Origin of the sequence: Stenotrophomonas sp. S41 (genome assembly GCF_016624625.1) — a bacterium.
GTDB lineage: Bacteria > Pseudomonadota > Gammaproteobacteria > Xanthomonadales > Xanthomonadaceae > Stenotrophomonas.
The window spans coordinates 14,764-37,339 of the sequence record NZ_JACVTV010000036.1 but is presented as its reverse complement, the minus strand read 5'-3'; the positions used below and the strand labels follow the sequence as shown (position 1 = coordinate 37,339).

Annotated in this window: 20 protein-coding genes; 14 read left to right on the top strand and 6 right to left on the bottom strand. The window is 69.0% G+C overall.

Annotated features, from left to right (window positions below; translation table 11 throughout):
- Positions 1–120 precede the first annotated feature (120 nt).
- Entirely contained in the window at positions 121–1,497 is a 1,377-nt protein-coding gene (locus IAE56_RS10000; RefSeq protein ID WP_200752431.1) for a sensor histidine kinase, read from the bottom strand.
- Positions 1,490–2,164 carry a response regulator gene (locus tag IAE56_RS09995; RefSeq protein ID WP_200752430.1) on the bottom strand — a complete coding sequence of 225 codons (675 nt, stop codon included), beginning with the start codon at positions 2,162–2,164 and terminating at the stop codon, positions 1,490–1,492. The genes IAE56_RS10000 and IAE56_RS09995 overlap by 8 nt, the downstream gene beginning before the upstream one ends.
- A 62-nt stretch (positions 2,165–2,226) precedes the next feature.
- Between IAE56_RS09995 and IAE56_RS09990 the strand changes: the two genes are divergently transcribed.
- Genes IAE56_RS09990 through IAE56_RS09980 form a run of 3 tightly spaced genes read left to right on the top strand, consistent with a single transcriptional unit; the run spans position 2,227 to position 7,741 of the window.
- The gene (locus IAE56_RS09990; RefSeq protein WP_200752429.1) at positions 2,227–3,474 is read left to right on the top strand and encodes a TolC family protein; all 1,248 of its coding nucleotides are present in this window, start codon (positions 2,227–2,229) and stop codon (positions 3,472–3,474) included.
- Complete coding sequence (locus IAE56_RS09985) at positions 3,471–4,670, top strand: efflux RND transporter periplasmic adaptor subunit (RefSeq protein WP_200752428.1); 1,200 nt, start codon at positions 3,471–3,473, stop codon at positions 4,668–4,670. Before IAE56_RS09990 ends, IAE56_RS09985 begins: the two co-directional genes overlap by 4 nt.
- On the top strand, positions 4,667–7,741 hold the full coding sequence (locus IAE56_RS09980; RefSeq protein ID WP_200752427.1) for a CusA/CzcA family heavy metal efflux RND transporter: 3,075 nt from the start codon (positions 4,667–4,669) through the stop codon (positions 7,739–7,741). The genes IAE56_RS09985 and IAE56_RS09980 overlap by 4 nt, the downstream gene beginning before the upstream one ends.
- A 66-nt stretch (positions 7,742–7,807) precedes the next feature.
- Here the strand turns inward: IAE56_RS09980 and IAE56_RS09975 are convergent, their stop codons facing one another.
- Positions 7,808–9,226 (bottom strand): aldehyde dehydrogenase family protein, encoded by a 1,419-nt coding sequence (locus IAE56_RS09975; RefSeq protein ID WP_200752426.1) that lies wholly within the window; start codon positions 9,224–9,226, stop codon positions 7,808–7,810.
- Between the two features lie 118 nt (positions 9,227–9,344).
- Between IAE56_RS09975 and IAE56_RS09970 the strand changes: the two genes are divergently transcribed.
- Positions 9,345–10,259: a LysR family transcriptional regulator gene (locus IAE56_RS09970; RefSeq protein WP_200752425.1), complete on the top strand. Its 915-nt coding sequence runs from the start codon at positions 9,345–9,347 to the stop codon at positions 10,257–10,259.
- A gap of 47 nt (positions 10,260–10,306) precedes the next feature.
- On the opposite strand, the gene IAE56_RS09965 is transcribed toward IAE56_RS09970, so the two are convergent.
- On the bottom strand, positions 10,307–10,777 hold the full coding sequence (locus IAE56_RS09965; protein WP_200752424.1) for a MerC domain-containing protein: 471 nt from the start codon (positions 10,775–10,777) through the stop codon (positions 10,307–10,309).
- Positions 10,778–10,809: 32 nt separating this feature from the next.
- On the opposite strand from IAE56_RS09965, the gene IAE56_RS09960 reads away from it, so the two are divergent.
- The 8 genes from IAE56_RS09960 to IAE56_RS09925 all read left to right on the top strand — a co-directional run bounded on the left by IAE56_RS09960 (position 10,810) and on the right by IAE56_RS09925 (position 17,494).
- Positions 10,810–11,349 (top strand): DUF2796 domain-containing protein, encoded by a 540-nt coding sequence (locus IAE56_RS09960; protein ID WP_200752423.1) that lies wholly within the window; start codon positions 10,810–10,812, stop codon positions 11,347–11,349.
- On the top strand, positions 11,346–12,041 hold the full coding sequence (locus tag IAE56_RS09955; RefSeq protein WP_200752422.1) for an ABC transporter ATP-binding protein: 696 nt from the start codon (positions 11,346–11,348) through the stop codon (positions 12,039–12,041). The genes IAE56_RS09960 and IAE56_RS09955 overlap by 4 nt, the downstream gene beginning before the upstream one ends.
- Positions 12,034–13,287, top strand: a complete 1,254-nt coding sequence (locus IAE56_RS09950; RefSeq protein WP_200752421.1) for an ABC transporter permease — start codon at positions 12,034–12,036, stop codon at positions 13,285–13,287. The genes IAE56_RS09955 and IAE56_RS09950 overlap by 8 nt, the downstream gene beginning before the upstream one ends.
- A 3-nt stretch (positions 13,288–13,290) precedes the next feature.
- Complete coding sequence (locus tag IAE56_RS09945) at positions 13,291–13,842, top strand: DUF3299 domain-containing protein (protein WP_200752420.1); 552 nt, start codon at positions 13,291–13,293, stop codon at positions 13,840–13,842.
- Positions 13,832–14,491, top strand: a complete 660-nt coding sequence (locus tag IAE56_RS09940; protein ID WP_200752419.1) for a DUF3299 domain-containing protein — start codon at positions 13,832–13,834, stop codon at positions 14,489–14,491. Before IAE56_RS09945 ends, IAE56_RS09940 begins: the two co-directional genes overlap by 11 nt.
- Positions 14,491–15,240 carry a hypothetical protein gene (locus IAE56_RS09935; protein ID WP_200752418.1) on the top strand — a complete coding sequence of 250 codons (750 nt, stop codon included), beginning with the start codon at positions 14,491–14,493 and terminating at the stop codon, positions 15,238–15,240. The genes IAE56_RS09940 and IAE56_RS09935 overlap by 1 nt, the downstream gene beginning before the upstream one ends.
- 167 nt (positions 15,241–15,407) lie before the next feature.
- A complete protein-coding gene (locus IAE56_RS09930; protein WP_200752417.1) occupies positions 15,408–16,940 on the top strand; it encodes an MFS transporter in 1,533 nt (510 codons plus the stop codon).
- Positions 16,941–16,945: 5 nt separating this feature from the next.
- Positions 16,946–17,494 carry a TetR family transcriptional regulator gene (locus IAE56_RS09925; protein ID WP_200752416.1) on the top strand — a complete coding sequence of 183 codons (549 nt, stop codon included), beginning with the start codon at positions 16,946–16,948 and terminating at the stop codon, positions 17,492–17,494.
- A gap of 92 nt (positions 17,495–17,586) precedes the next feature.
- Here IAE56_RS09925 and IAE56_RS09920 read toward each other — a convergent pair whose 3' ends face one another.
- The gene (locus tag IAE56_RS09920; protein ID WP_200752415.1) at positions 17,587–18,444 is read right to left on the bottom strand and encodes an AraC family transcriptional regulator; all 858 of its coding nucleotides are present in this window, start codon (positions 18,442–18,444) and stop codon (positions 17,587–17,589) included.
- Positions 18,445–18,550: 106 nt separating this feature from the next.
- Between IAE56_RS09920 and IAE56_RS09915 the strand changes: the two genes are divergently transcribed.
- A complete protein-coding gene (locus tag IAE56_RS09915; protein ID WP_164074263.1) occupies positions 18,551–19,087 on the top strand; it encodes a carboxymuconolactone decarboxylase family protein in 537 nt (178 codons plus the stop codon).
- A gap of 128 nt (positions 19,088–19,215) precedes the next feature.
- Here the strand turns inward: IAE56_RS09915 and fdhD are convergent, their stop codons facing one another.
- Positions 19,216–20,049 (bottom strand): formate dehydrogenase accessory sulfurtransferase FdhD, encoded by an 834-nt coding sequence (gene fdhD / locus IAE56_RS09910; protein ID WP_200752414.1) that lies wholly within the window; start codon positions 20,047–20,049, stop codon positions 19,216–19,218.
- A 183-nt stretch (positions 20,050–20,232) separates the two neighbouring features.
- Between fdhD and IAE56_RS09905 the strand changes: the two genes are divergently transcribed.
- Positions 20,233–22,515: an FdhF/YdeP family oxidoreductase gene (locus tag IAE56_RS09905; RefSeq protein ID WP_200752413.1), complete on the top strand. Its 2,283-nt coding sequence runs from the start codon at positions 20,233–20,235 to the stop codon at positions 22,513–22,515.
- Positions 22,516–22,576: the final 61 nt, after the last annotated feature.

The following is a 22,576-nucleotide window of genomic DNA, read 5'->3' as shown; positions in this document are numbered from 1 at the left end:
CTTATTCATTGCCACCGCCTAACCGGGCCCCCCGGCCCCCGCCGGGCGGCGGAACCTGTAGAGCCGAGCCCACGCTCGGCTCAGGCACCGCGCCAGAAGCAGCCGAGCATGGGCTCGGCTCTACAGGGTGCGGAACCGCATTCCCACCCGCGCGCCACCCATCGGCGCGCTGCCGATGTCCAAGGTCGCGCCATGCCGCTGCGCGATCTCGGCCACGATGGCCAGGCCCAGGCCACAGCCATCGCCCTGGCTGCTGGCGCGGTAGAAGCGTTCCGTGACGCGGCCACGCTCGGCCGCGTCGATGCCGGCGCCATCATCATCTACCCAGACCTGCACGCCGTCCGCATCGCATTGCACGCTCAGGGTGATCATTCCGCGCACGGCGCCATAGCGGAGCGCGTTGTCCAGCAGATTGCCCAGCGCCTCTCGCAGCAACGGTGCATCGCCCCGCACCGGCACGCCTTCGTCCGGTCCTTCGTACCCCAGATCCACCCCGGCAGCCAACGCGCGGTCGGCGTAACGCTCCACCACGGTGCGCGCCAGCGTGGCCACGTCCAGTACCTGCAACGGCAACGAAGCGCCCTGTGCATCTTCCGAACGGCTGAGCAGCAACAGCTGGTTGACCAGGTGCTGCAGCCTCGACAACCCGGCCAGCGTTCCGGACAGCGCCAGCTGTTGCGCCTGTGGATCCTGCTGCCGCAGGGAACTCTCCAGCTCCACCTGCATGGCCGCCAACGGCGTGCGCAGCTGGTGCGCGGCATTGCTGACGAAGCGCCGTTGCGCCGCCTGCATCGCATCCAGCCGCTGCAGCAATGCGTTGTAGGCCTCCACCGCAGGCCACAGCTCACGCGGTGCCTCCTGCTGCGGGTCCAGCGGCGCCAGCGGGTCTGGTCGCGGGCTGGCCAACCGCCGCGCCACCTGGTTGGCATGCCGCGCTGCCGCGCCGGTGCCTGACCAGGCCAGCCACGCCGCCAGCGCCAGGATCGCCGCCTGGAACGGCACGCTGGTCATCAGCAGCTTGCGCTCCAGCCGGTGCCGCTTGCGCAGGGTCTCGGCCACGCGCAGGCGCACCTGCTGCCCGTCCGCGGTTGGCACCTGCACTTCCACCATGCGCACCGGCTGTCCGCGCAGTCGCGCATCGTAGTAGACCGGCTCATCGTCCGCCGCCTGCGCGGGGCGTGGAAGCGCATCAGCCAGATCGCCGTACAGCCGCGCGCCGCCGGCATCGACCACTTCGCCGTGCACTTCGTCCACGGTGTCCCAGGTGAACATGCGTGACATCGCCGGCGTCACGTCCATCACCGCGCGCCCGTCCTGCACTCTCACCAGCTCGGACAAGGACATCGCCGAATCCAGCAGCCAGCGGTCATAGACCTGGCCGGCGAAATAGCGCGCCAGTGCGAACGAGCCCACCGCACTGCACAGCAGCAGCACCAGCAGCGGCAGCCACAGGCGCCGCAGCAGCAGCCCGCGCAGGCTCGCCACGCGCTCAACCATCGATGGCCTCCAGCCGATAGCCGAGGCCACGCAGCATGCGGATGCCCACATCCGCGCCGGCCTGTTCGAACTTGCGCCGCAGGCGGCTGACATGCACCTCGATGACGGAGAGATTGGCCTCGTGGTCCCAGCTGTACAGCGCATCGAACAGGCGCTGCTTGGTCACCGTACGTCCGGGCTGCTGCATCAGCGCATCGACCAGGGCCAGCTCGCGTGCGGTCAGCTCGATGCGCTGGCCGTCCACCTGTACCTCTTGGCGGATGCTGTCCAGGCACAGGCGGCCAAGCCGCTTCTGTGCAGGTGCATCGCTGCGGCGCCGCGCCAGCGCGCGCAGGCGCGCCTCCAGCTCGCCCAGCGCGAAGGGCTTGGCCAGGTAGTCATCGCCGCCGCGGTCGAGGCCGAGGATGCGGTCTTCGACGCCGTCGCGTGCGGTGAGGATCAGCACGGGCAGGGTGATGCCCTGGTCACGCAGGCGCGACAGCAGGTCCAGGCCGTCGACATCCGGCAGCGACAGGTCCAGCACCATCACGTCGTAGGGCGCCGCAGCGAGCGCCGCGGGCGCCAACAGGCCCTGCGCGAGGTGGTCACACAGATGGCCGGCGCCCTGCAGGGCGCGCACCAGGCCATCGGCCAGGGCTGCATCGTCTTCGATCAACAGGATTCGCATTGCAAGCTTCGCGCAAGGTTCGGGAAAGTTTGGCGCAAGTGCGCCACCTTACCGTGGCGCGCATGAATTTCCTCCCTCGTTCGGCGGCCCTGCTGGCCGCATTGGCATGTGCACCTGCGGCGTGGGCGATCAGCCTGCAGGACGCGCAACGTGCCATGGATGCGCACAACCCGGACCTGCGCGCAGCGGCGCTGGAACTGCGCGGCGCGCAGGGGGATGCGCTGACCGCTGCATTGCGGCCTGCACCGGAACTGTCGATGGGCACCAGCAAGATCAGCCCGAAGCACGGCGTCGGCAGCGGCCGCTGGCAGGACAAGCGCGTCGACAGCACGGTCGGCCTGGGCTTCACCTGGGAACGCGGTGGCAAACGAACGCTGCGCATGCGCCAGGCGGACGCGCTGGTGGAGGCGGCCGGGTTGGAACAGCTGGACATGCGCCGCCGGCAGCAGGTGGCGCTGCACGAAGCGTATTTCGGACTGAAGGCGGCGCAGGACGTCCGCGATATCGCCGAGGCCAACCGGCGCAGTTCGGCAGAGCACATGGCCGCTGCGGAGCGGCAGGTCGCCAGCGGTGCGATGGCGCCGGTGGACCGGGCCCGTCTGGCCGTGGATGACCTCGCGGTGGCCGATGCAGCACGCGAAGCAGCGCTCGACCTGCGCGACGCGCAGCACACCTTGGCCCTGCTGCTGGGCAGGGAGGAAAGCGCGTCTCTCAGTGCGGACGACGCGTGGCCCGACGCCAGCAGGGAAGCGGCCGGCAGCGCCGCCGATCCGCAGCAGCGGGTGGATCTGCGCGCCGCGCGTTCGCGCCTGGCCGCGGCTGATGCGGGTGTTGCACTGGCACGCAGCGAGCGCCGCCGCGACATCCAGTGGGGCGTGGAGGCCGAGCGCGAGCCGACCGACATCAACGGGGTGACCTGGGGCGTGTCGGTGACGATTCCCCTGGGGGCACCGTCGCGCGCGCAGGGCGGTATCCAGCGTGCCGAGGCCGACCGCGATGCCGCCGCCCTGGAACTGCATGCTTTGCAGCGCCAGACATGGGCCGAGCTGGACCAGTTGCAGGCCGGTGCCGAAGCCGCCGCGCAGCGCCGCCGGGATTACGAGGGGTTGCAGGCCGACAGTGCACGCAAGGCCGTGCAGGGCATCGAACTGGCCTATCGCCGCGGTGCCGCCAGCCTGACCGACCTGTTGGATGCGCGCCGCAGCTGGCGCGAGTTCGAAGCCGCGCTGATCCAGGCGCGTGCCGACCATGCCATTGCACTGGTGCGCTGGAGCGCCGCCACGTCCGTTGCCGAAGGAGAGACCCTGTGAACCCGCATGCCGCCACTCAACCGCGTGCGCGCCGCGCACTGCTGCCTGCGCTGCTCGCGCTGGCCCTGCTGTCCGGTTGCGGGCGTGAACCGGCGACGTACTCCGATGGCGCGCCGGTGGTGAGCGCCGGGCAGATCCAGTTCCCGGCCGACAGCCGCCAGCTGGACGTACTGCGCAGCGAAGCCGTGAGCGAGGGCGCCAGCGCATCGCTGCAGCTGCCGGGCCGTGTGGTCTGGGATGAAACCCGCACGAGTGCGCTGCGCGCGCCGTTGCCGGGCCAGGTCTCGCGCATCGAGGCGCAGCCGGGGCAGAAGGTCAAGGCCGGGCAGGTCATCGCCTGGATCACTTCGCCGGAGTTCGGCCAGGCGCAGGCCGAGGGCGTGCGCGGGCGGGCCGAGCTGCAGCAGGCGCGCCGTGAGCTGGAGCGCACCCGCGAACTGCATGCCGCCGGCGTGGCCTCGGGCCGCGAACTGGACGAGGCCGAAGCACATTTCGCCGGCAGCCAGGCCGACCATGCACGCGCCGCTGCGTTCGCCACCGCCTATGGCAATGGCAATGGCAACCGCGTGGACCAGCGCCTGCCGCTGCGCGCGCCCATCGACGGCGTGCTGGTGGAACGGCGGATGAGCCCGGGCATGAACGTGGGCCCCGATGGCGAGCAGCCGCTGGCGGTGATCGGTGATCCCGACCGCCTGTGGCTGTTGCTGGATATTCCCGAGAGCCTGGCCGGGCGCCTGCAGCCGGGCATGACGGTGCGCGTGCCGGCTGCCGATGGCAGCACGCTGCAGGCGACCCTGCGGCATGTGGATGACTTCGTCGACAGCGAGCGCCGCGTGGTGCAGGCGCGCGCCGAACTGGACAACCACGGCCGCAGCTTCAAGGCCGGCCAGTACGTGCGCGCCCAGGTGGCGCTGCCGGCGCAGGGCGGCGTGTCGCTGCCGGATGCCGCCGTGCTGCTGATCGATGGTAAGCAGGTGGTGTTCGTGGACGAAGGCAAGGGCCACTACGCGCGTCGCGCCGTGCAGGCCGAGGAGTTGGGTGACGGGCGCCTGTGGGTGCGCGAAGGGCTGGCGGCCGGCAGCCGCGTGGTGGTCGAGGGCGGCCTGCTGCTGCAGCAGCTGGTGGACAGCGCACCGGCGTCGGCGATGGCAGCCTCCGCAACGGCCGCTCCTGCGATGGGGCATGCCGCCCCATGATCGATCGCCTGATTGCCTACTGCCTGCGCCAGCCGCTGATGGTGATGCTGGCGCTGCTGCTGTTCATCGGCGCCGGCATCGCCGCGTTCCGGGTACTGCCGGTGGAAGCCTTCCCCGACGTGTCCGACACCCAGGTGACCGTGGTCTCGCTGCACCCTGGCCGCGCCGCCGAGGAGGTCGAGCGCGAAGTCACCATGCCGCTGGAAGTGGCGCTGTCAGGCATTCCGCACGCGGTGCGGGTGTTCTCGCATACGCAGTTCGGCCTGTCGATGATCATCCTGACCTTCGACGACAAGGCCGATGACTATTTCGCACGCCAGCAGGTGTTGGAGCGCCTGCAGGGCGTGGACCTGCCCGAGGGCGTGACCCCCGAGCTGGAAGCGATGAGCTCGGCGGTGGGCGAGATCTACCGCTACGTGCTGAAGGCCCCGCACATGAGTCCCACCGAACTGCGCACCGTGCAGGAGTGGGTGATGGAACGTGGCCTGCGCACCGTGCCGGGCGTGGCCGATGTGATCAGCTTTGGCGGCTATGCGCGCACCTTCCAGGTCAAGCCGGACCTGGACAAGCTGCGTGACCGCGGCATCAGCCTGAGTGAGTTTTCCGAAGCCTTGGAAAAAGGCAGCTCCAATGCCGGTGGCGGCTACGTGGAGCGTGGCCAGCAGCAGTTCCTGATCCGTGGCGTCGGCCTGATGCGTTCCCCGGCCGACATCGGCAGCGTGGTGGTCGCGCAGAAGGGTGGCACGCCGGTGCTGGTGCGCGACCTGGCCAGCATCGCCGATACCGGCCTTCCGCGGCAGGGCCTGGTCGGCCAGGACGACAGCGATGACGCGGTGTTCGGCATGGTGCTGATGCGCAAGGGCGAGAATCCGTCCGATGTGCTCGACGCCCTGCATGCGCGCGTGGCCGAGATCGAAGCCAACCAGCTGCCGGCAGGCGTCAGCATCGAGCCGTTCTACGACCGCTCCTGGCTGGTCTCGACCACGCTGAAGACGGTGTTCCGCAATCTGCTGGAAGGCGCGGTGCTGGTGTTCCTGGTGCTGTGGCTGTTCCTCTACAACGCCCGCGCTGCGCTGATCGTGGCGGCGATGATGCCGCTGGCCCTGCTGTCGACCTTCCTGGGCCTGCACCTGTGGGGCGTGCCTGCCAATCTGCTGTCGCTGGGGGCGATGGACTTCGGCATCATCATCGACGGTGCGGTGATCGTCACCGAGCACATCGTCTCGCGCTTGTCGGCGCTGCCGCCCACGGCAGACCGCAAGACACGGTTCTCCACCGTGCTGTCCGCAGCCTCGGAGGTCGGGCGGCCGACGTTCTTCTCGATGCTGATCATCATCGCCGCACATATTCCGATCTTCACCCTGCAGCGCCAGGAAGGCCGGATGTTCGCGCCGATGGCCTATTCGGTGACCTCGGCGCTGATCGGCGCGCTGATCCTGGCGCTGACCGTGGTGCCGCTGTTCTGCTACTGGTGGCTGCGGCGTGACCGCATGCGCGGTGAGAACCCGCTGATGGACCGCCTGACTGGCTGGTACCAGCCGCTGCTGGAGCGTTCCTTGGCCCGCCCGCGGGCGGTGGTGCTGACCGCCGTTGCACTGCTGGTCGGCACCCTGGCACTGGGTACGCGGCTTGGCTCGGAGTTCCTGCCGGAGCTGGATGAAGGCTCGATCTGGCTGACGGCCACGCTCGACCCCAGTACCAGCCTGGCCGAGGCGCAGCAGCAGTCGCGGCGCATCCGCGAACTGGTGAACACCTATCCGCAGGTGTCCACGGTGGTGGCCAAGCTGGGCCGCCCCGAAGATGGCTCCGACGCCAAGGGCGCGAACCAGATCGAGGCACTGGTGGCGTTGAAGCCGGAGAAGGAATGGCCGAAGGGCGTGGACAAGCGGCAGCTGATCGCTGACCTGCAGCGCACCTTGGAACAGCGCATACCCGGCCCCGAGTTCTCGATCTCGCAGCCGGTGCGCGACAACATCCTGGAGAGCATCTCGCAGATCAAGGGCCAGGTGGTCATCAAGGTCAGCGGTGCCGACCTGGAGGTGCTTAACCGGGAAGCCCAGGCCATTCTCGGCCAGGTGCGCGGCGTGGACGGCGTGGAGAGCGCCTTCATCGACCGCGATGGCTCGCTGCCGCAGCTGCAGGTGCAGATCGATCGTGATCGTGCCGCGCGCTATGGCCTGAACGTGCGTGACATCGATGAGGTGATCGAGACCGCACTGGGCGGCCGCGAAGTGGGCGAGCTGTGGGAGGGCGACCGCAAGTTCCCGATCACCCTGCGCCTGGACGATGCCGACCGTGACCTGCAGCGCCTGCGCATGGTGCCGGTGGGCATCGGCGACGGGCATACCGTGACCCTGTCCGACGTGGCCGATTTCCAGATGGCCAGCGGTGCGATCAACATCTCGCGCGAGAACGCGCAGCGGGTGAAGGCGGTGAGCATCTTCATCGCCGGCCGTGACATGGGCAGCGTGGTGGCCGACATGCGTGCGCGGGTGGATGCCAGCGTGAAGCTGCCCGAGGGCTACCGCCTGGAGTGGTCGGGTGAGTTCGAGAACCAGCAGCGTGCGATGAAGCGGCTGGGCTGGGTGATTCCGCTGTCGGTGCTGATCATCTTCGTGCTGCTGTTTGATGCCTTCAAGGACATCAGCAGTGCGGCGCTGATCCTGGCCAACGTGCCGCTGGCGATGATCGGCGGCATCCTCGCCCTGTGGTTGACCGGCATTCCGTTGTCGGTGTCGGCGGCGATCGGCTTCATCGCGTTGTTCGGGCAGGCGGTATTGAACGGCGTCGTCATGCTCAGCCGGTTTGCGCAGCTGCGCGAGCAGGGCATGGACCTGCTGCAGTCGGTGGTGCAGGGCTCGCTGCAGCGCCTGCGCACCGTGCTGATGACGGCGTTGCTGGCGATGTTCGGGTTGCTGCCGATGGCCACCTCGCACGCGATTGGCGCCGAGACGCAGAAGCCGCTGGCGGTGGTGGTGATCGGCGGCCTGCTGTCGGCGATGCTGCTGACCCTGTTGGTGCTGCCGACGCTGTATTACTGGGTGCACAGCCGCCGCGCCGCGAACCGGTAGGTGCCAACCTTGGTTGGCACTCGCCAAATCCGCCGGGCATGGCCCGGCGCTACCGGTGGACGGCCATCACCCCACCACCAAGGTCTGCGCTTCCAGGAATGCTTCCATGCCCCATGCGCCGCTCTCGCGGCCAATACCCGACTGCTTCATGCCGCCGAACGGGGCCAGCGGCTCGTGCCGCAGCGTGTTCACCAGCACGCGGCCGGACTGGATCTGCCGCGCCACCGCCGTCGCATGTGCTTCATCCGCGCCGATCACCAGCGCACTCAAGCCATACGGCGTGTCATTGGCGATCGCCACCGCCTCGGCTTCATCGCGGTAGGCGATCACGCACAGCACCGGCCCGAAGATCTCCTCACGGGCAATCGTCATGTCGTTGCGCACGCCGGTGAACAGGGTGGGGCGCACGTACCAGCCGCGCGACAGACCCTCGGGGCGACCTTCACCGCCGGCCAGCAGCCGCGCGCCTTCCTCGAGGCCGGCGCGGATATAGCCCTGTACGCGCTGCCACTGCCGTTCGCTGACCATCGGCCCGACCGTGGTCGCGGCATCATTCGGGTCGCCGCTGCGCACGGCCCGTACCGCCGCTGCAAGCGCGTTCTCGAACTCCGCTCGGCGTGATTCCGGCACCAGGATGCGGGTGCCGGCGACGCAGGCCTGGCCGCTGTTGATGAAGCCGGCCTGCACGGCCAGCGTCGCCGCCGTCTGTGCATCGGCATCGGCGAGGATCAGCGTGGGCGACTTGCCGCCCAGTTCCAGGGTGACACGCTTGAAGGTCTCCGCCCCCGCACGCAGTATCGCGCGGCCGGTGGCGGTCGAGCCGGTGAAAGAAATCTTCGCGACATCCGGCGATGCACTGAGCGCCGCGCCCACCTCCTGGCCCAGCCCGTTGACGATGTTGGCCACGCCGGCCGGCAGCTGCGCCGCATGCAGGGCCTCCATCACCACCTGGGTCTGCAGCGCGGACATCTCGCTGGGCTTCACCACCGCCGTGCATCCGGCGGCGAGGGCGGTGGCCAGCTTGCCGCAGATGAAGGACGCATTGCTGTTCCAGGGCGTGACCAGTCCGGCCACGCCCACCGGCAGCAGATGCACCTGCGCCTGGCCGACGCTGCGCTGGAACGGGAAGTCGGCCAGTACGCGCATCGCATCGTCGATGACCTGCACCGGGTGTTCGACCATCCAGCGCGAACGCGCCGCGGGCGCACCGTACTCGGCCAGCACCGCGGCATGCAGGGCATCCCTGCGCTCGGCCATTGCATCGCGGAAGCGGCCGAGCATGGCCAGGCGCTCGGCCACGCTGCGGGCGGCCTGCGCGGGGAGGGCGACCTTGGCGGCGGCGATCGCGCGTTCGGCGTCCACGGCGTCACCAAGGCGGACCGTGCCGATGACTTCCTCGGTGGCGGGGTTGTGCAGGTCAGCCGTGTCCTGGCCGTGCGAGGCCACGAAGGCGCCGTTGATGTAGTGCTGTTCGATGCGTTGCATGAGTGGTTCCTTGCGGAGCGGGAAGGTGTGGGCAAAGTCTGGCCCGGCTCGACCGTTCAGAGAATCCGGTCTATCGTGGATGGGGTGTCCCGGTATTCGGGACTATTGGAGGCATGCCGTGCACCGTTCCGGTCTGGTTGAACTCGATGCGGTCCTCGCCGTGGCCCGGCGTGGCAGTTTCCGTGCGGCCGCACGCGAGCTGGGCATGTCGACCTCGGCACTGAGCCATGCGGTGGCCAGCCTGGAGGCACGGCTGCAGGCACGGCTGTTCCACCGCACCACACGCAGCGTGGCCCTGACCGAGGCCGGCGCCCGTTACGTCGCGCGGATCGGCCCGGCCGTGGCCGAGATCCAGGCCGCGGCGGAGGAGCTGCATGGCGATGCGGAGCACCCCAGTGGCACGCTGCGCATCAGCGTGCCGCCGGAAAGCACGCGCATGCTGTCCGGGCTGGTGGCGGCCTTCGTGCAGCGCTATCCGCAGGTGCGGCTGGAACTGTCTGCCGAGGCGCGCCTGGTGGACATCGTTGCCGATGGTTTCGATGCCGGCGTGCGCCTGCATGAGCAGCTGCCGCAGGACATGGTGGCACTGCCGCTGTACCGGCAGCAGCGGATGCGCGTGGTCGGCTCGCCGGCCTATCTGGCCGAGCACGGTACGCCGGCCACGCCCGATGCGCTGGCCGGGCACGGGGCGATCCGCATGCGGCTCTCGCATGGCGGCCTGTACCGCTGGGAGCTGGAGCATCGCGGCCAGGTGCTGCAGGTCGATCCGCCGCCGCGGCTGGTGGTGGGCGAACTGCAGGCGGCGCGCGCGGCAGCGCTGGCCGGTGTCGGCCTGGCGTTCCTGTCCGAATGGCATATCCGCGAAGACCTCGACAGCGGCGCGCTGGTGCCGGTGCTTGATGCGTGGTGCCCGCCGTTCCCGGGGCTGTACCTGTATTTCCCCGGCCACCGCCATCTGCCGCCCGCGTTGAAGGCGTTCGCCGACCTGCTGCGCGAACGCGACGCGCAGGGGTTGGCCCCCGACGCCGGGTAGATGCCAACCTTGGTTGGCACGTTGGGAACGTCCACCAAGGTGGACGACTACCGGTGCAATGCCCGCCGGTTGAGGATGTGGGCGGTGGCCAGCAACACGCCGCCACAGGCGGTCGCCACGCCGTGCCAGACCAGTGATTCCTTCAACGGCATGTACAGCGACGACGCCAGCAGCGCGACCGCGCCGCAGGCCGCCAGCCGCAGCGGCCGCCACTGCTGGTGGCGACGCCAGCCCGACACGGTGCTGGCCATGGCCACGGTGGAGGCGACCACGGCAAACACCCATTCCCAGCGCGACATCACCAGCAGCGCGGTCATCGCGCCGTGGGCCGGGTGCTGGAACGAGCGCAGGGCCATCATCGCCGCCGGCACGAAGGCCAGCAGCAGGGGCAGGGTGATGCAGTGCGCGGCGCAGGCCAGGGACAGCCAGGCGCCGGCCAGGTCGAGACGGGGGTGCCAGCGTGCCGAAGCTGGCGGCTGGGGCATTGCCCTTGCGGGCGGCGTGGGGATGTGGTCCATAATGTTACATAGTAACAATGATGGAGTCCCCCATGAAGCGTTCCGTTTTGCTGTTCCTGTTGTTTGCCGCCCCTGCCGTGCACGCACACGACGTGCGCCAGCTCGGTGCCCACGTGCATGGCCAGGCCACGGTCGACCTGGCCGTGGACCAGGGCACCCTTGAACTGGCCCTGCAGGCGCCGGGCATCGGCATCCTCGATTTCGAACGGCCGCCAGCCAATGCCACCGAACAGGCGGCGCTGGACGCGGCACTGGCCACGCTCAAGCGCGGCGACTGGTTGACCCTGCCCACCGCAGCGCAGTGCACGCCGCTGAAACGTGACGCGCGCGCCGAGGGCTTTGCCGCCGCCGCGGCCGCCACTGCCACTACGCCGGCCAAACACACGCATGCCGGCTTCAACGCCGAACTGCGCTACCAGTGCGCCAACCCGGCCGCGCTGCGCGTGCTGGTGCTGGCCTTGCCGAAGGTCTTCCCGAACCTGCACGAGGTCATCGTCAACAGCGCGACGGCGGCCGGCCAGAGCCGCACCGTGCTGACCGCCGACAACCTGCGCGTGGTGCTGGCCCCATGAACACCGCCGCGGTGATCGCGCTGGAGCAGGTGCGTTTCAGCTATGGCGGACGCACCGTGCTGGATATTCCGCAGCTGCGCATCGCCGCCGGCAGCAGCGTGCTGCTGCGCGGCGCCAGCGGTTCGGGCAAGAGCACCCTGCTGGGCCTGCTGGCCGGTGTGCTGCGCCCCGAACAGGGCGAGGTGAGCGTGGCCGGCACGGCCGTGCACACACTGAAGCCGGCGGCGCGCGACCGCTTCCGCGCCGATCATCTCGGCGTGATCTTCCAGCAGTTCAACCTGCTGCCCTTCCTCAGCGTGCGCGACAACATCGCGCTGGGCCTGCGCTTCGCGCCCGCGCGCAGCGCTCGGGTCGGTCGGCCGCTGGATGAGGAAATCCTCCGCCTGCTGCAGGCCCTGCACCTGGACCCGGACCTGCTGCAGCGCCGGGCCGGCACCCTCAGTGTCGGCCAGCAGCAGCGCGTGGCGGCAGCGCGCGCGTTGATCGGTCGCCCGGCCGTGCTGCTCGCCGATGAGCCGACCTCGGCACTGGACCGCGAAGCGGCCACCGCCTTCCTGCAGCTGATGGCCGCGCAATGTGCCGCGGCCGGTACCACCGCGGTGGTGGTCAGCCATGACGACAGCCTGCAACCGCTGTTCGACCGCGTCGTGCAGCTGCAGGACATCAACCACGCCGGAGCCGCCCATGTTTGAACTTGCCTGGGCCAGCCTGCGCAGCCGTGCGCTGAGCGTGTCCTTGACCGTCCTGGTCATCACCCTCAGCGTGACCCTGCTGCTGGGCGTGGAGCGCATGCGCGTGCAGGCGCATGAGGGTTTCGCCAGCACCGTTTCGGGCACCGATCTGATCGTCGGCGCGCGCTCGGGGCCGGTGAACCTGCTGCTGTACTCGGTGTTCCATATCGGCGACCCGACCAACAACGTGTCCTGGCAGTCCTACCAGCAACTGTCGACACTGCCGCAGGTGAAGTGGGCGGTGCCGCTGTCGTTGGGTGATTCCTGGCGCGGCTACCGGGTGATCGGCACCACCGGTGGCTATTTCGAGCATTACCGCTACGGTGCGGGGCACACGTTGGCCTTCGCCGGGGGCAAGCCCTTCGATGATCTGTACGACGCGGTGGTTGGCGCCGATGTCGCCCGCGCGCAGGGCGTGCAGGTGGGCGATGAGATGGTGCTCGCCCATGGCACCGCTGCAGTGACCCTGGCCAAGCATGCCGACAAGCCATTCCGCATCAGCGGCGTGCTGCAGCGGACCGGCACGCCGGTGGATTCGTCGGTGCTGGTGTCGTTGCCTGCGATCGAGGCCATCCATGTGGATTGGCGTTCGGGCGTGCAGCTGCGCGGGCACAAGGTCAGCGCCGAGGAGGCGCGGCACCTGGACCTGACTCCGACCAGCATCACCGCCCTCATGCTCGGCCTGAACTCGCGCATCGCGACGTTCTCGGTGCAGCGCGCGATCAATGACTACCCCGACGAGGCACTGCTGGCGATCCTGCCCGGCGTGACCCTGCAGCAGCTGTGGCAGTCACTGGGCACGGCCGAGCGGGCGCTGCAGCTGATCAGTGCGATGGTCGTGCTGCTGGGCCTGGTCTCGCTGGTGGCGCTGCTGGTGTCGACCCTGCAGGAGCGCCGTCGCGAGATGGCGGTGCTGCGCGCCACGGGTGCGAGGCCACGCTACATCGCCAGCCTGCTGGTGCTGGAAGCGGTGGCGACCAGCGGCATGGCCTGCGTTCTGGCCTTGGCCGTGCTGGTGGCCGCGAGTCTGGCAGGACGTGGCTGGGCGCTGGCGAACTTTGGTCTGTCGATCACTCATGTCTGGCCGGACCTGCGCGAGCTGGCGTGGGTAGGCGGGGTGCTGGTGCTGAGTGCCGTGGCCGGCCTGGTGCCGGCCTTGCTGGCCTATCGGCGCACCCTGGCCGACGGCCTGTCGGCAGGAGCCTGAGCGATGCGCACGTGGCTTTCCCTTGCTGTGATCCTGCTGCTGGCCGGCTGCGAACGTCCGGTGGATACCGGGGTGCAGGCCCTGCCGCCATCGCCTGTGCAGGACGGTGCGACAACCCAAGCGGCCGCCGAGCAGGAGCTGGACTGGCTGCAGATGATGCCGGCCGATGAGCTGGCCGCGCTGGAACGTGGCGACGGGCCGGAAGTGAAGCACAACGGCAACCGGCGCATGGCCCAGTTCGGCACCTTCCGCACGGTGGATACGGTGCTGGACCGCGCCGTGCGTCTGCCCGGTTACGTGGTGCCGCTGGCCAATGCCAGCGATGGCCGGCTTACCGAGTTCCTGTTCGTGCCGTACTACGGCGCCTGCATCCACGTGCCGCCGCCACCCCCGAACCAGATCGTGCACGTGCGGTTGTCGCGGCCGATCGACATGCCGGACATGTACTCGCCGTTCTTCCTCGCCGGCACGCTGCGCGCCGAGCGCGTGGACGACGACCTGGCCGGTTCGGCCTACACCATGGCAGACCCCGAGTTGAGGCCCTATGAACCGTAACGCCTGTGTCCTGGTGCTGATGGTGTTGGCCGGTTGCAGCCGGCCCGGTGGCGATGTGCCCGACGCGGCGGCCGAACCTGCAGCCGCCACGGCGACATCCGATGCCGTGAGCACGGCTGCCAAGGCCGCGCCTGCGGAGGGCGCGATCACGGCCTGGAATGCGTTGATGCCGGAGGACGATGCGTTCCTGCGTCCGCCGCCGCAGATCGGCATCGACCGCAGCGGCGGCATGGGCGCGATGGCCGGCGTCGGTGGGCTGATCGATGACACGGGTTCGGGCACGCCGCCGGGCGCGGCCATCGACCACTCCAGCCCCGACCGCGCGCAGCAGTTCGGCTCCGCTGCCGTCGTCGAAGACGTGGACGGTCGCGAGGTCGACCTGGACGGCTACGTGGTGCCGTTGGGCATGGATGATGCCGGTGCAGTGAACGAACTGCTGTTCGTGCCGTTCTACGGCGCCTGCATCCACGTGCCGCCACCGCCACCGAACCAGATCATCCACGTGACCCTGGCCAAGCCGATTGCACTCGGCAATCTGTGGGATGCCTATCGGCTGTCGGGGCACCTGCGGATCAAGCGCTTCGAGGCCGACATCGCCAGCGCGTCCTACGATGCGGACGCGGCCACGCTGACGGCGATCGGCAGCTGATGCGGCGCGCGCACTGGCTGGGGATCGGTGCGGTGCTGTTGCTGGCCGGTGCCGCGCTGCTGGTGTGGCAGCGGTGGGCATTGCAGGGTCGCCCGCCGTCCGTCGCGTTCCCCGCACCGGTGCCCGCGCTACAGGCCGACATCGAGCGGCACCTGCGCGAGGATCGGGCGTTCCGTGATGACGTGGTGTTCCTGCTGGCGGCCACCGTGCGTGATCGCTGCGTGCCGGCCGAGGCCGGTGTGCTGGCACGCATGGCCAATCGCGCCGCGCTGCCGGTGCTCGGTGCGGTCAGTGCGGTGACCGCGCAGGACCGTCGGCTTGATCGGCCGATCTACCAGTTCATCCAGCACCGCGCCGACAGCACGGACTGCGGTGCACCGCTCCAGTTGCCCGCCTCTGGCGCGATGCCGCTTCAGGTGGACGTCGAGGAGTACGCGCGCAGCTTCCCCGACAGCTATTACGACCCGGCGCACAGCAGCGTGCCGCGCGACTTCGGCGGCCGCAGCCTGGTCGAGCGTGCAGGCAATGCCTGCAACAGCGTGGTCTATTCGGTGCTGCCGCTGGGCCCGGGGGACTGGCGCTGCAGCATGCTGCGGTCCAACGCGCGCAGGCGCGTGCGGGGTGCCTGCGAGAGCGAGCTGCAACGCCAGCACGGCAGTACCGGCGGCGAGCTGGACATGGCCGTGGGGCAGGGCATGCAGGGGGCGGTCGTCGAGGCCATCGCCGCGCTACCGGAAGGCTGCCGGTAACCGCTGTCTGCCTTTTGTAGAGTCGAGCCATGCGCGGCTGCGCCTGAGCAGTCGAGCAAGCTCGACTCTACAAACGCGAAACCTGAACCGTGCCAGCGCCCGTTCTCATAACTATACAGTACATCCTGTATAGTTATGATCATCCAATCCCGCTCCTGGTGTGTTCCATGGCGCTTTCCCAGCCCCTGGCCGGTGCTCCGGCCCTGTCCCGTGCCCGTCGCTGGGCGCTGCTCTTCACCGTCGCCGCCGGCCTGCTGCTGGTCACGCTGGACAACTCCGTGCTGTACACCGCGTTGCCCACCCTCACCGAGGAACTGTCGGCCAGCGCCGGGCAGGCGCTGTGGATCATCAACGCTTACCCGCTGGTGATGGCCGGCCTGCTGCTCGGCGCCGGCACCCTGGGCGACCGGCTGGGCCATCGCCGCATGTTCCTGATCGGGCTGGTGGTGTTCGGCATCGCCTCGCTGGCAGCCGCATTCTCGGCCACACCTGCCCAGCTGATCGGCGCGCGTGCCTTCCTGGCGGTAGGCGCGGCGGCGATGATGCCGGCCACCCTGGCACTCATCGGCCTGAGCTTCCACGAGGAGCGTGAGCGCAACATCGCCATCGCGATCTGGGGCTCGGTGGCGATCGTCGGTGCGGCGCTCGGCCCGATCATCGGTGGCCTGCTGCTGCAGCACTTCTGGTGGGGTTCGGTGTTCCTGGTCAACGTGCCCGTGGTGCTGGTGGCGTTCATTGCAACGTTGCTGCTGGCCCCCGAAGGCCAGCGCGATACTTCGCGCCCGTGGGATCTGCTGTCCTCGCTGCTGGCGCTGGCGGCACTGTCCGGCCTGGTGCTGGCGATCAAGTCGCTGATCGCCACGCCGCCTTCTTATGCACTGGGTGCCGGCGCGCTGCTGCTGGCGCTGGTCAGCGCGGTGGCCTTCGCGCGCCGCCAGCAGCGCCTGCCGTACCCGCTGCTGGACTTCGCGATCTTCCGCAATCCCGCCTTCCTCGCCGGCACGCTGTCGGCGGTGTTCACCCTGTTCGCGCTGGCCGGCCTGCAGCTGGTCACCACCCAGCGCTTCCAGCTGGTCGCCGGCTTCAGTCCGCTGCAGGCCGGCCTGCTGGTCTCGGTGGCGGCGCTGGGCAGCCTGCCGAGTGCACTGCTGGGTGGCAGCATCCTGCACCGGGTCGGCCTGCGCCCGCTGATCTGTGGTGGCCTGACCACCGGCGCGGTGGGCGTGGCCGTGGTCGCGTTCGGTTTCCCGCATGGCCTGGGCTGGGTGGTGGCGGGCATGGCGCTGACCGGCGTCGGCATGGGCGCGGCGATCTCGGTCGCGTCCACCGCCATCCTCAACAACGTGCCGGCGCACCGTGCGGGCATGGCCTCGTCGGTGGAAGAGGTGTCCTACGAATTCGGTGGCCTGCTGGCAGTTGCGCTCCTGGGCAGCCTCGGTGCAGCGATGTACGGCGCCTTCCTGCCCGATGCGGCGGACATGCCGGCCGCGGCGCGCGAAGGGTTCAGCCAGGCACTGCACGTGGCGCGCGAAGGCGGGCAGGGTGCGTGGTTCGCACAGGCGGTGGCCGCCTACGACCGCGGCTACCAGATCGTGCTGCTGGTCATCATGGCGGTGCTGGCGGCGGGTGCAGCGTTTCTCGCGCGCGTGCTGCGCGGGCGCGTGGGTGGCCGCGACGGTGCAGGTGATCGCGTAAAGTAACGGCAATGAGAACCAGCAAGCGCGACCGCATCCTCGACGCCGCCGTGAGCGTCATCAACCGTGACGGCCTCGGTGCCGTCACCTTTGAATCGGTGGCGGCCGAGGCGCAGCTGACCCGCGGTGGCCTGCTGTACCACTTCCCGTCGCGTGAGGCGCTGCTGCGCGGCATCGACGAACACCTGGTGAAGGCCTGGGAGGCGTCGATGGAAGCGCTGCTCGGCAAGCGCGCCGAGGAGGCGACGACGCTGGAGCGCTACCGGACCTTCGTGCGGGTGTCGGCACAGAGCGCGACCCGTGCCGAGTTGATGTTCATGCTCGAATCGATGGACCCGGAAGCGGGCGAGCGCCCGTGGGGCCCGGTGATGAAGCGCTGGGCGCCGTCACCGCCGGCCAGGGCCGTGGCCGACCCGGCCGCGCTGGATGATTTCGTGGCACGGCTGGCCGCCGATGGGTTGTGGATCTACGAGGCGATGTACGAGGGTCAGCTGGATCCCGAAGTACGCGCGCAGGTGACCGAGCGGATTGCCGGATTGTTGTCGGCAGGCAAGCCCTAGCGCCTTCGTAGAGTCGAGCTTGCTCGACTGGCTCTTGTAGAGCCGAGCCATGCTCGGCTGCCGTTTGCAGAAGCAGTCGAGCAAGCTCGACTCTACAAGGGCGCGGCCTGCGCCAGCCACGCCCGGGGCGATACCCCCATCCGCTTGCGGAACGCCTTCGACAGCGACGCGGTATCGGCAAAACCGACCTCCACCGCAACCTGCTTCACCGGCGCGCCCGCTCGCAGCTGCGCGCAGGCCAGGCTCAGCCGCCAGTCCAGCAGATAGCTGGCCGGGGTGGTCTGCATCACTTCCTTGAACACCGCCGCGAACGCGCTACGCAAGAGCCCGGCGATCGCCGCCATCCGCGGCAGCGTCCATTCCTCCTGAGGTGCCTGGTGCAGCGCGACCAGGGTGCGGGCCAGGCGTGCATCGGACAAGCCGCGCATCAGGCCATGGCTGACCCCAGCCGCATCCGGGTGGTCGACCACCCAGCGCAGCACCTGGATCAGTGCCACTTCGAACAGCCGGTTGGTCAGCAGCCTTGAGCCGCAGCGCTGGCGGTCGGCCTCGCCGAACAGCAGCTGCAGGGTGCCATCCAGCTCGCCGATGTCGGCCAGCGGCACCACCATCACCGGCGGCAGCGACTGCACCACCGGGTTGCGCGCGCCCCCATCGAAATCCAGCGTGGCACAGGTGAAATCCGGGCCATCCAGCGGTGCGTTGAGGAAGGTGTGCTGCAGCGGCTGCGGGTACAGCAGCAGGCTGGGCTGGTCGATCCGCAGGCGCGAGGGCAGGCCCGCCTCGGCATGGCGCACTTCCATCTCACCCTTGCGCAGGATGTGCAGGAACGCGCGGCCCGGCTGCGGGGCGAACTCATGGCGCCCGCACAGGGGGCCGGAGTGGAACAGCGCGGCCTGCACGCGGAAGCGCTCGAGCAGGGCGGACAGGCGGTCGGGGGGAGCGTCCATGGACGAATGGATAACCGATGCGGACAAATGTGGCTGATTCGTCCTGTGAGTCTACCTACGATGACCCCATCGTCCAATCCCGGACGCGTTACCGAAGGAAACCGCCATGTCCCGTATCGCCCTGATCGACGCTGCCAACACCACTCCTGACCGCCAGGCCCTGCTGGGCCAGGTCCACGCCGCCTTCGGCGCCACCCCGGCCATGTTCCGCGCCGTGGCCAACTCGCCAGCCGCCCTGGCCAGCATGTGGGGCTCGTTCGGTGCCCTTGGTGGCGGCCGCGTCTCGCCGCTGCTGGGTGAGCAGATCGCCGTCGCCATCGCCAACCGCAATGCCTGCGAGTACTGCCTGGCCGCGCACACCGCACTGGGCCGCAAGGCCGGCGCCAGCAGCGAGCAGATGGCTGCCGCCCAGGTCGGTCAGTCCAGCGACCCGGCCACCGCCGCTGCACTGGCCTTCGCCCTGAAGGTGGTGGAGAACCGCGCGCAGATCGGCGACGCAGACGTGCAGGCGCTGCGCGACGCCGGCTTCGACGATGAGCTGATCGTCGAGATCCTCGCCCACGTCGCGCTCAACCTGTTCACCAACTACGTCAACGTGGCGTTCGACGTGCCGGTGGACTTCCCGAAGATCGCGCTGCGCTGAGGCCTGCGGGCAACCAGGCAAGACCGACGGGTAGAGTCGACTGTCAGTCGACTATCGCGCGAAGCGCGGGGTTTTCGGGCGGTCCGTGGAACAGCAGTCGACTGACAGTCGACTCTACCCAGTCGGCTCTACCCGGCGTGCAACCGCTCGGGCTGGGCGTACACATTGAACCCGCCATCGCGGGCGAACCCCACCAGGCACAGGCCGGCGTTGCGGGCCAGGTCGATGGCCAGCGCCGTGGGCGCCGAGACTGCCGCCAGCACGCTGGCACCGGCGCGCGCCGCCTTGCTGACCATCTCGTAGCTGGCGCGGCTGGAAATGACCAGCAGGCCGCCTTCGCTGCTGTGTCCGTTGTGGTGCAACGCGCCGATCAGCTTGTCCAACGCGTTGTGGCGGCCGACATCCTCGCGTACCCAGCCGATGCGGCCACCGGCATCGGCCCAGGCAGCGGCGTGTGTGGAACCACTGACGGCGTTCATCGGCTGGTGCTGGGCCAGGCCGGCCAGGGCGCGTTGCAGCGCGATGGGTGAGTACGGGCGGCGATCACCCACCGGCGGCAGCGGTCGCAGCACGTCCTCCAGCTGCCGCGAGCCGCACAGGCCGCACCCGCCCCGGCCCGGCAGCAGGCGACCGTCAGCTGGGTCCAGCGCCGCACCGGGCGCGTCGGCGGCAACGGTCATCTTCAGTTCGATGCCTTCCAGTTGCACCTGCACCTCGATGGCCAGCAGCTGCTCCGGGCGCGCGACCAGGCCCTCGCTGAGCGAGAAGCCCATCGCGAAGTCCTCCAGATCACAGGGCGTGGCCATCATCACCGCGAAGGCCGCGCCGTTGTAGCGCATCGCCACCGGTACTTCCTCGGCGATGAGGTCGACCCGTTTGTCCTGTCCCGTTTCACGCCAGCGCTGCAGGGTGCGCAACGCAGTACCGGCAGGCGGCGGAGAAGGCGGGGTCGATGCGGGCATGCAGTACGTCCTGGGTGGAGCACGAAGGCCATCTACCGTTGCAGGATAGCGCAGCGGTCACGGGAAGACGCCGTTGTAACCGTTGCCGTGGCAGGCTGGCGCCCCTCAACCGGGTGATGGCGCGACGGCCGTGGTCGTGCTTGACTGGCCCCGGTCCCTTGCGCGCTACCAGGTTGCCGAGCCATGTCCGAACAGAAGCCGCCGCGATACACCTCCTACAACCAACCGGCCGGTGGCTGGGGTGCGGCCGGGGCGACGGCCAAAGTGCTGCTGCAGCAGAGCGTGGTCGGCAAGGGCTCCAAGGCGCTGCTGGCGATGAACCAGCCGGACGGCTTCAAGTGCCCCAGCTGCGCCTTTCCCGACGCCGACCATCGGCGGAAGTTCGAGTTCTGCGAGAACGGTGCCAAGGCATTGGCCTGGGAGGCGACCGAGCACCGTGTAACGCGTGAGCTCTTCGCCGAACACACCGTCAGCGAACTGATGGAACAGAGCGACTACTGGCTGGAGATGCAGGGGCGGCTGACCGAGCCGATGCGCTACGACGCGGCAAGCGATCACTACGTGCCGTGTACCTGGGACGAGGCCTTCTCGCTGATCGGCCAGCACCTGCGCGCGCTCGACCATCCCGACCAGGCCGAGTTCTACACCTCCGGGCGCACGCCGAACGAAGCGGCGTTCCTGTACTCGATCTTCGTGCGTGAGTTCGGCACCAACAATTTCCCGGACTGCTCCAACATGTGCCATGAACCCACCAGCCGCGGCCTGCCGCCGGTGATCGGGGTGGGCAAAGGCACCATCGTGCTGGACGACTTCGAGCATGCCGAGGCGATCTTCGTGATGGGCCAGAACACCGGCACCAATTCGCCGCGGATGATGAGCAACCTGGTGGAAGCGCGCAAACGCGGCATCCCCATCGTGGCGGTCAACCCGATGCCCGAGCGTGCGCTGATCCGCTTCACCGAGCCGCAGGACATCGTGCAGATGGCCACGTTGGGCTCGACCGAGATCACCAGCGAGTTCGTGCACATCCGCATCGGCGGCGACCTCGCCTTCATCAAGGGCATCATGAAGGTGATGTTCGAGCGCGAGGCGCAGGGCGAGAGCGTCCTTGACCACGCCTTCCTGGCCGAGCACACCCTGGGCCTTGATGCGCTGCGCGAGGACGTGATGGCGCAGGACTGGGACGAGATCGTGCGGGTGTCGGGCATCGCCGAGGTGCAGATCCGGCGCTGCGCGGATATCTACATCCGCTCGCAGGCCACGGTGATCTGCTACGGCATGGGCCTGACCCAGCATCAGTATGGCTCGCGCCTGCTGCAGCAGGTGGCCAACCTGCTGTTGCTGCGTGGCAATTTCGGCAAGCGCGGCGCTGGCATCGGCCCCATCCGTGGCCACTCCAACGTGCAGGGCGACCGTACCGTCGGCATCGACGAGAAGCCCAAGCCGGCCTACCTGGACCGGGTGCGCGAGGTGTTCGGCTTCGATCCGCCGCGCGCGAATGGCCATCACGTGGTCGAATCCATCCAGGCCATGCTGGACGGACAGGCCAAGGTGTTCATCGGCTTGGGCGGCAATTTCATCCATGCCGTGCCCGATACGCCGCGTGCCTACGAGGCGATGCAGCGGCTGGAGCTGACCGTGGGCATTGCCACCAAGCTCAACCGTGGCCATCTGGTGCATGGCCGCGATGCGCTGATCCTGCCGGTGGTGGCGCGCTCGGAATGGATCCGCACGCCGGCCGGCGAGCAGTTCGTGACCATCGAAGATGCGATGTCCAATGTCAGCGCCTCGCGCGGCGTGCTCGAGCCGGTCAGCGAACACGTGCTCCCGGAAGTGGAGATCGTCTGTCGCATGGCCATGGCCACGCTGCCGGACAGCCGGGTGGACTGGGCGTCCTGCATGCACGACTACGCGCCGATCCGCGAACTGATCGCAGCGGTCTACCCGGAAATCTACGCCGGCTTCAATGAGCGCATCCAGCAGCCACATGGCTTTCATCTGGACATCGCGCCGCGCCGTCGGGTGTGGCCGACAGACACCGGCAAGGCAAACATCCTGGTGATGCCCGGCCTGGAGGTGAATGACATCGTGGACGACCCTGACATGCTGCGCCTGGCCACGGTGCGGTCGCACGATCAGTACAACACCACCATCTACAGTTACAGCGATCGCTACCGTGGCGTCTACAACGACCGCAACGTGGTGTTCATGAACATCGAGGACCGGCTGGCACGTGGGCTTGGCAAGGAAGCGCGGGTGAGCCTGGAGACCATCGCCGGCGATGGCGTGGTACGGCGCATCGAGGGCCTGACCGTACTGGACTATCCGATGCCGCGCGGCGCGCTGGCGGGGTACTACCCGGAACTGAATCCGCTGCTGCCGCTGGACTACCATGACCGCATCAGCGGCACGCCGGCGGCCAAATCGATCCCGGTGCGGGTGCGCGCGATGGCCGAGGTGCCGTAGCGGCCTGTGCTTTCCGTAGAGCCGAGCGATGCTCGGCTGCCCTTGCCTTGTGTAGAGCCGA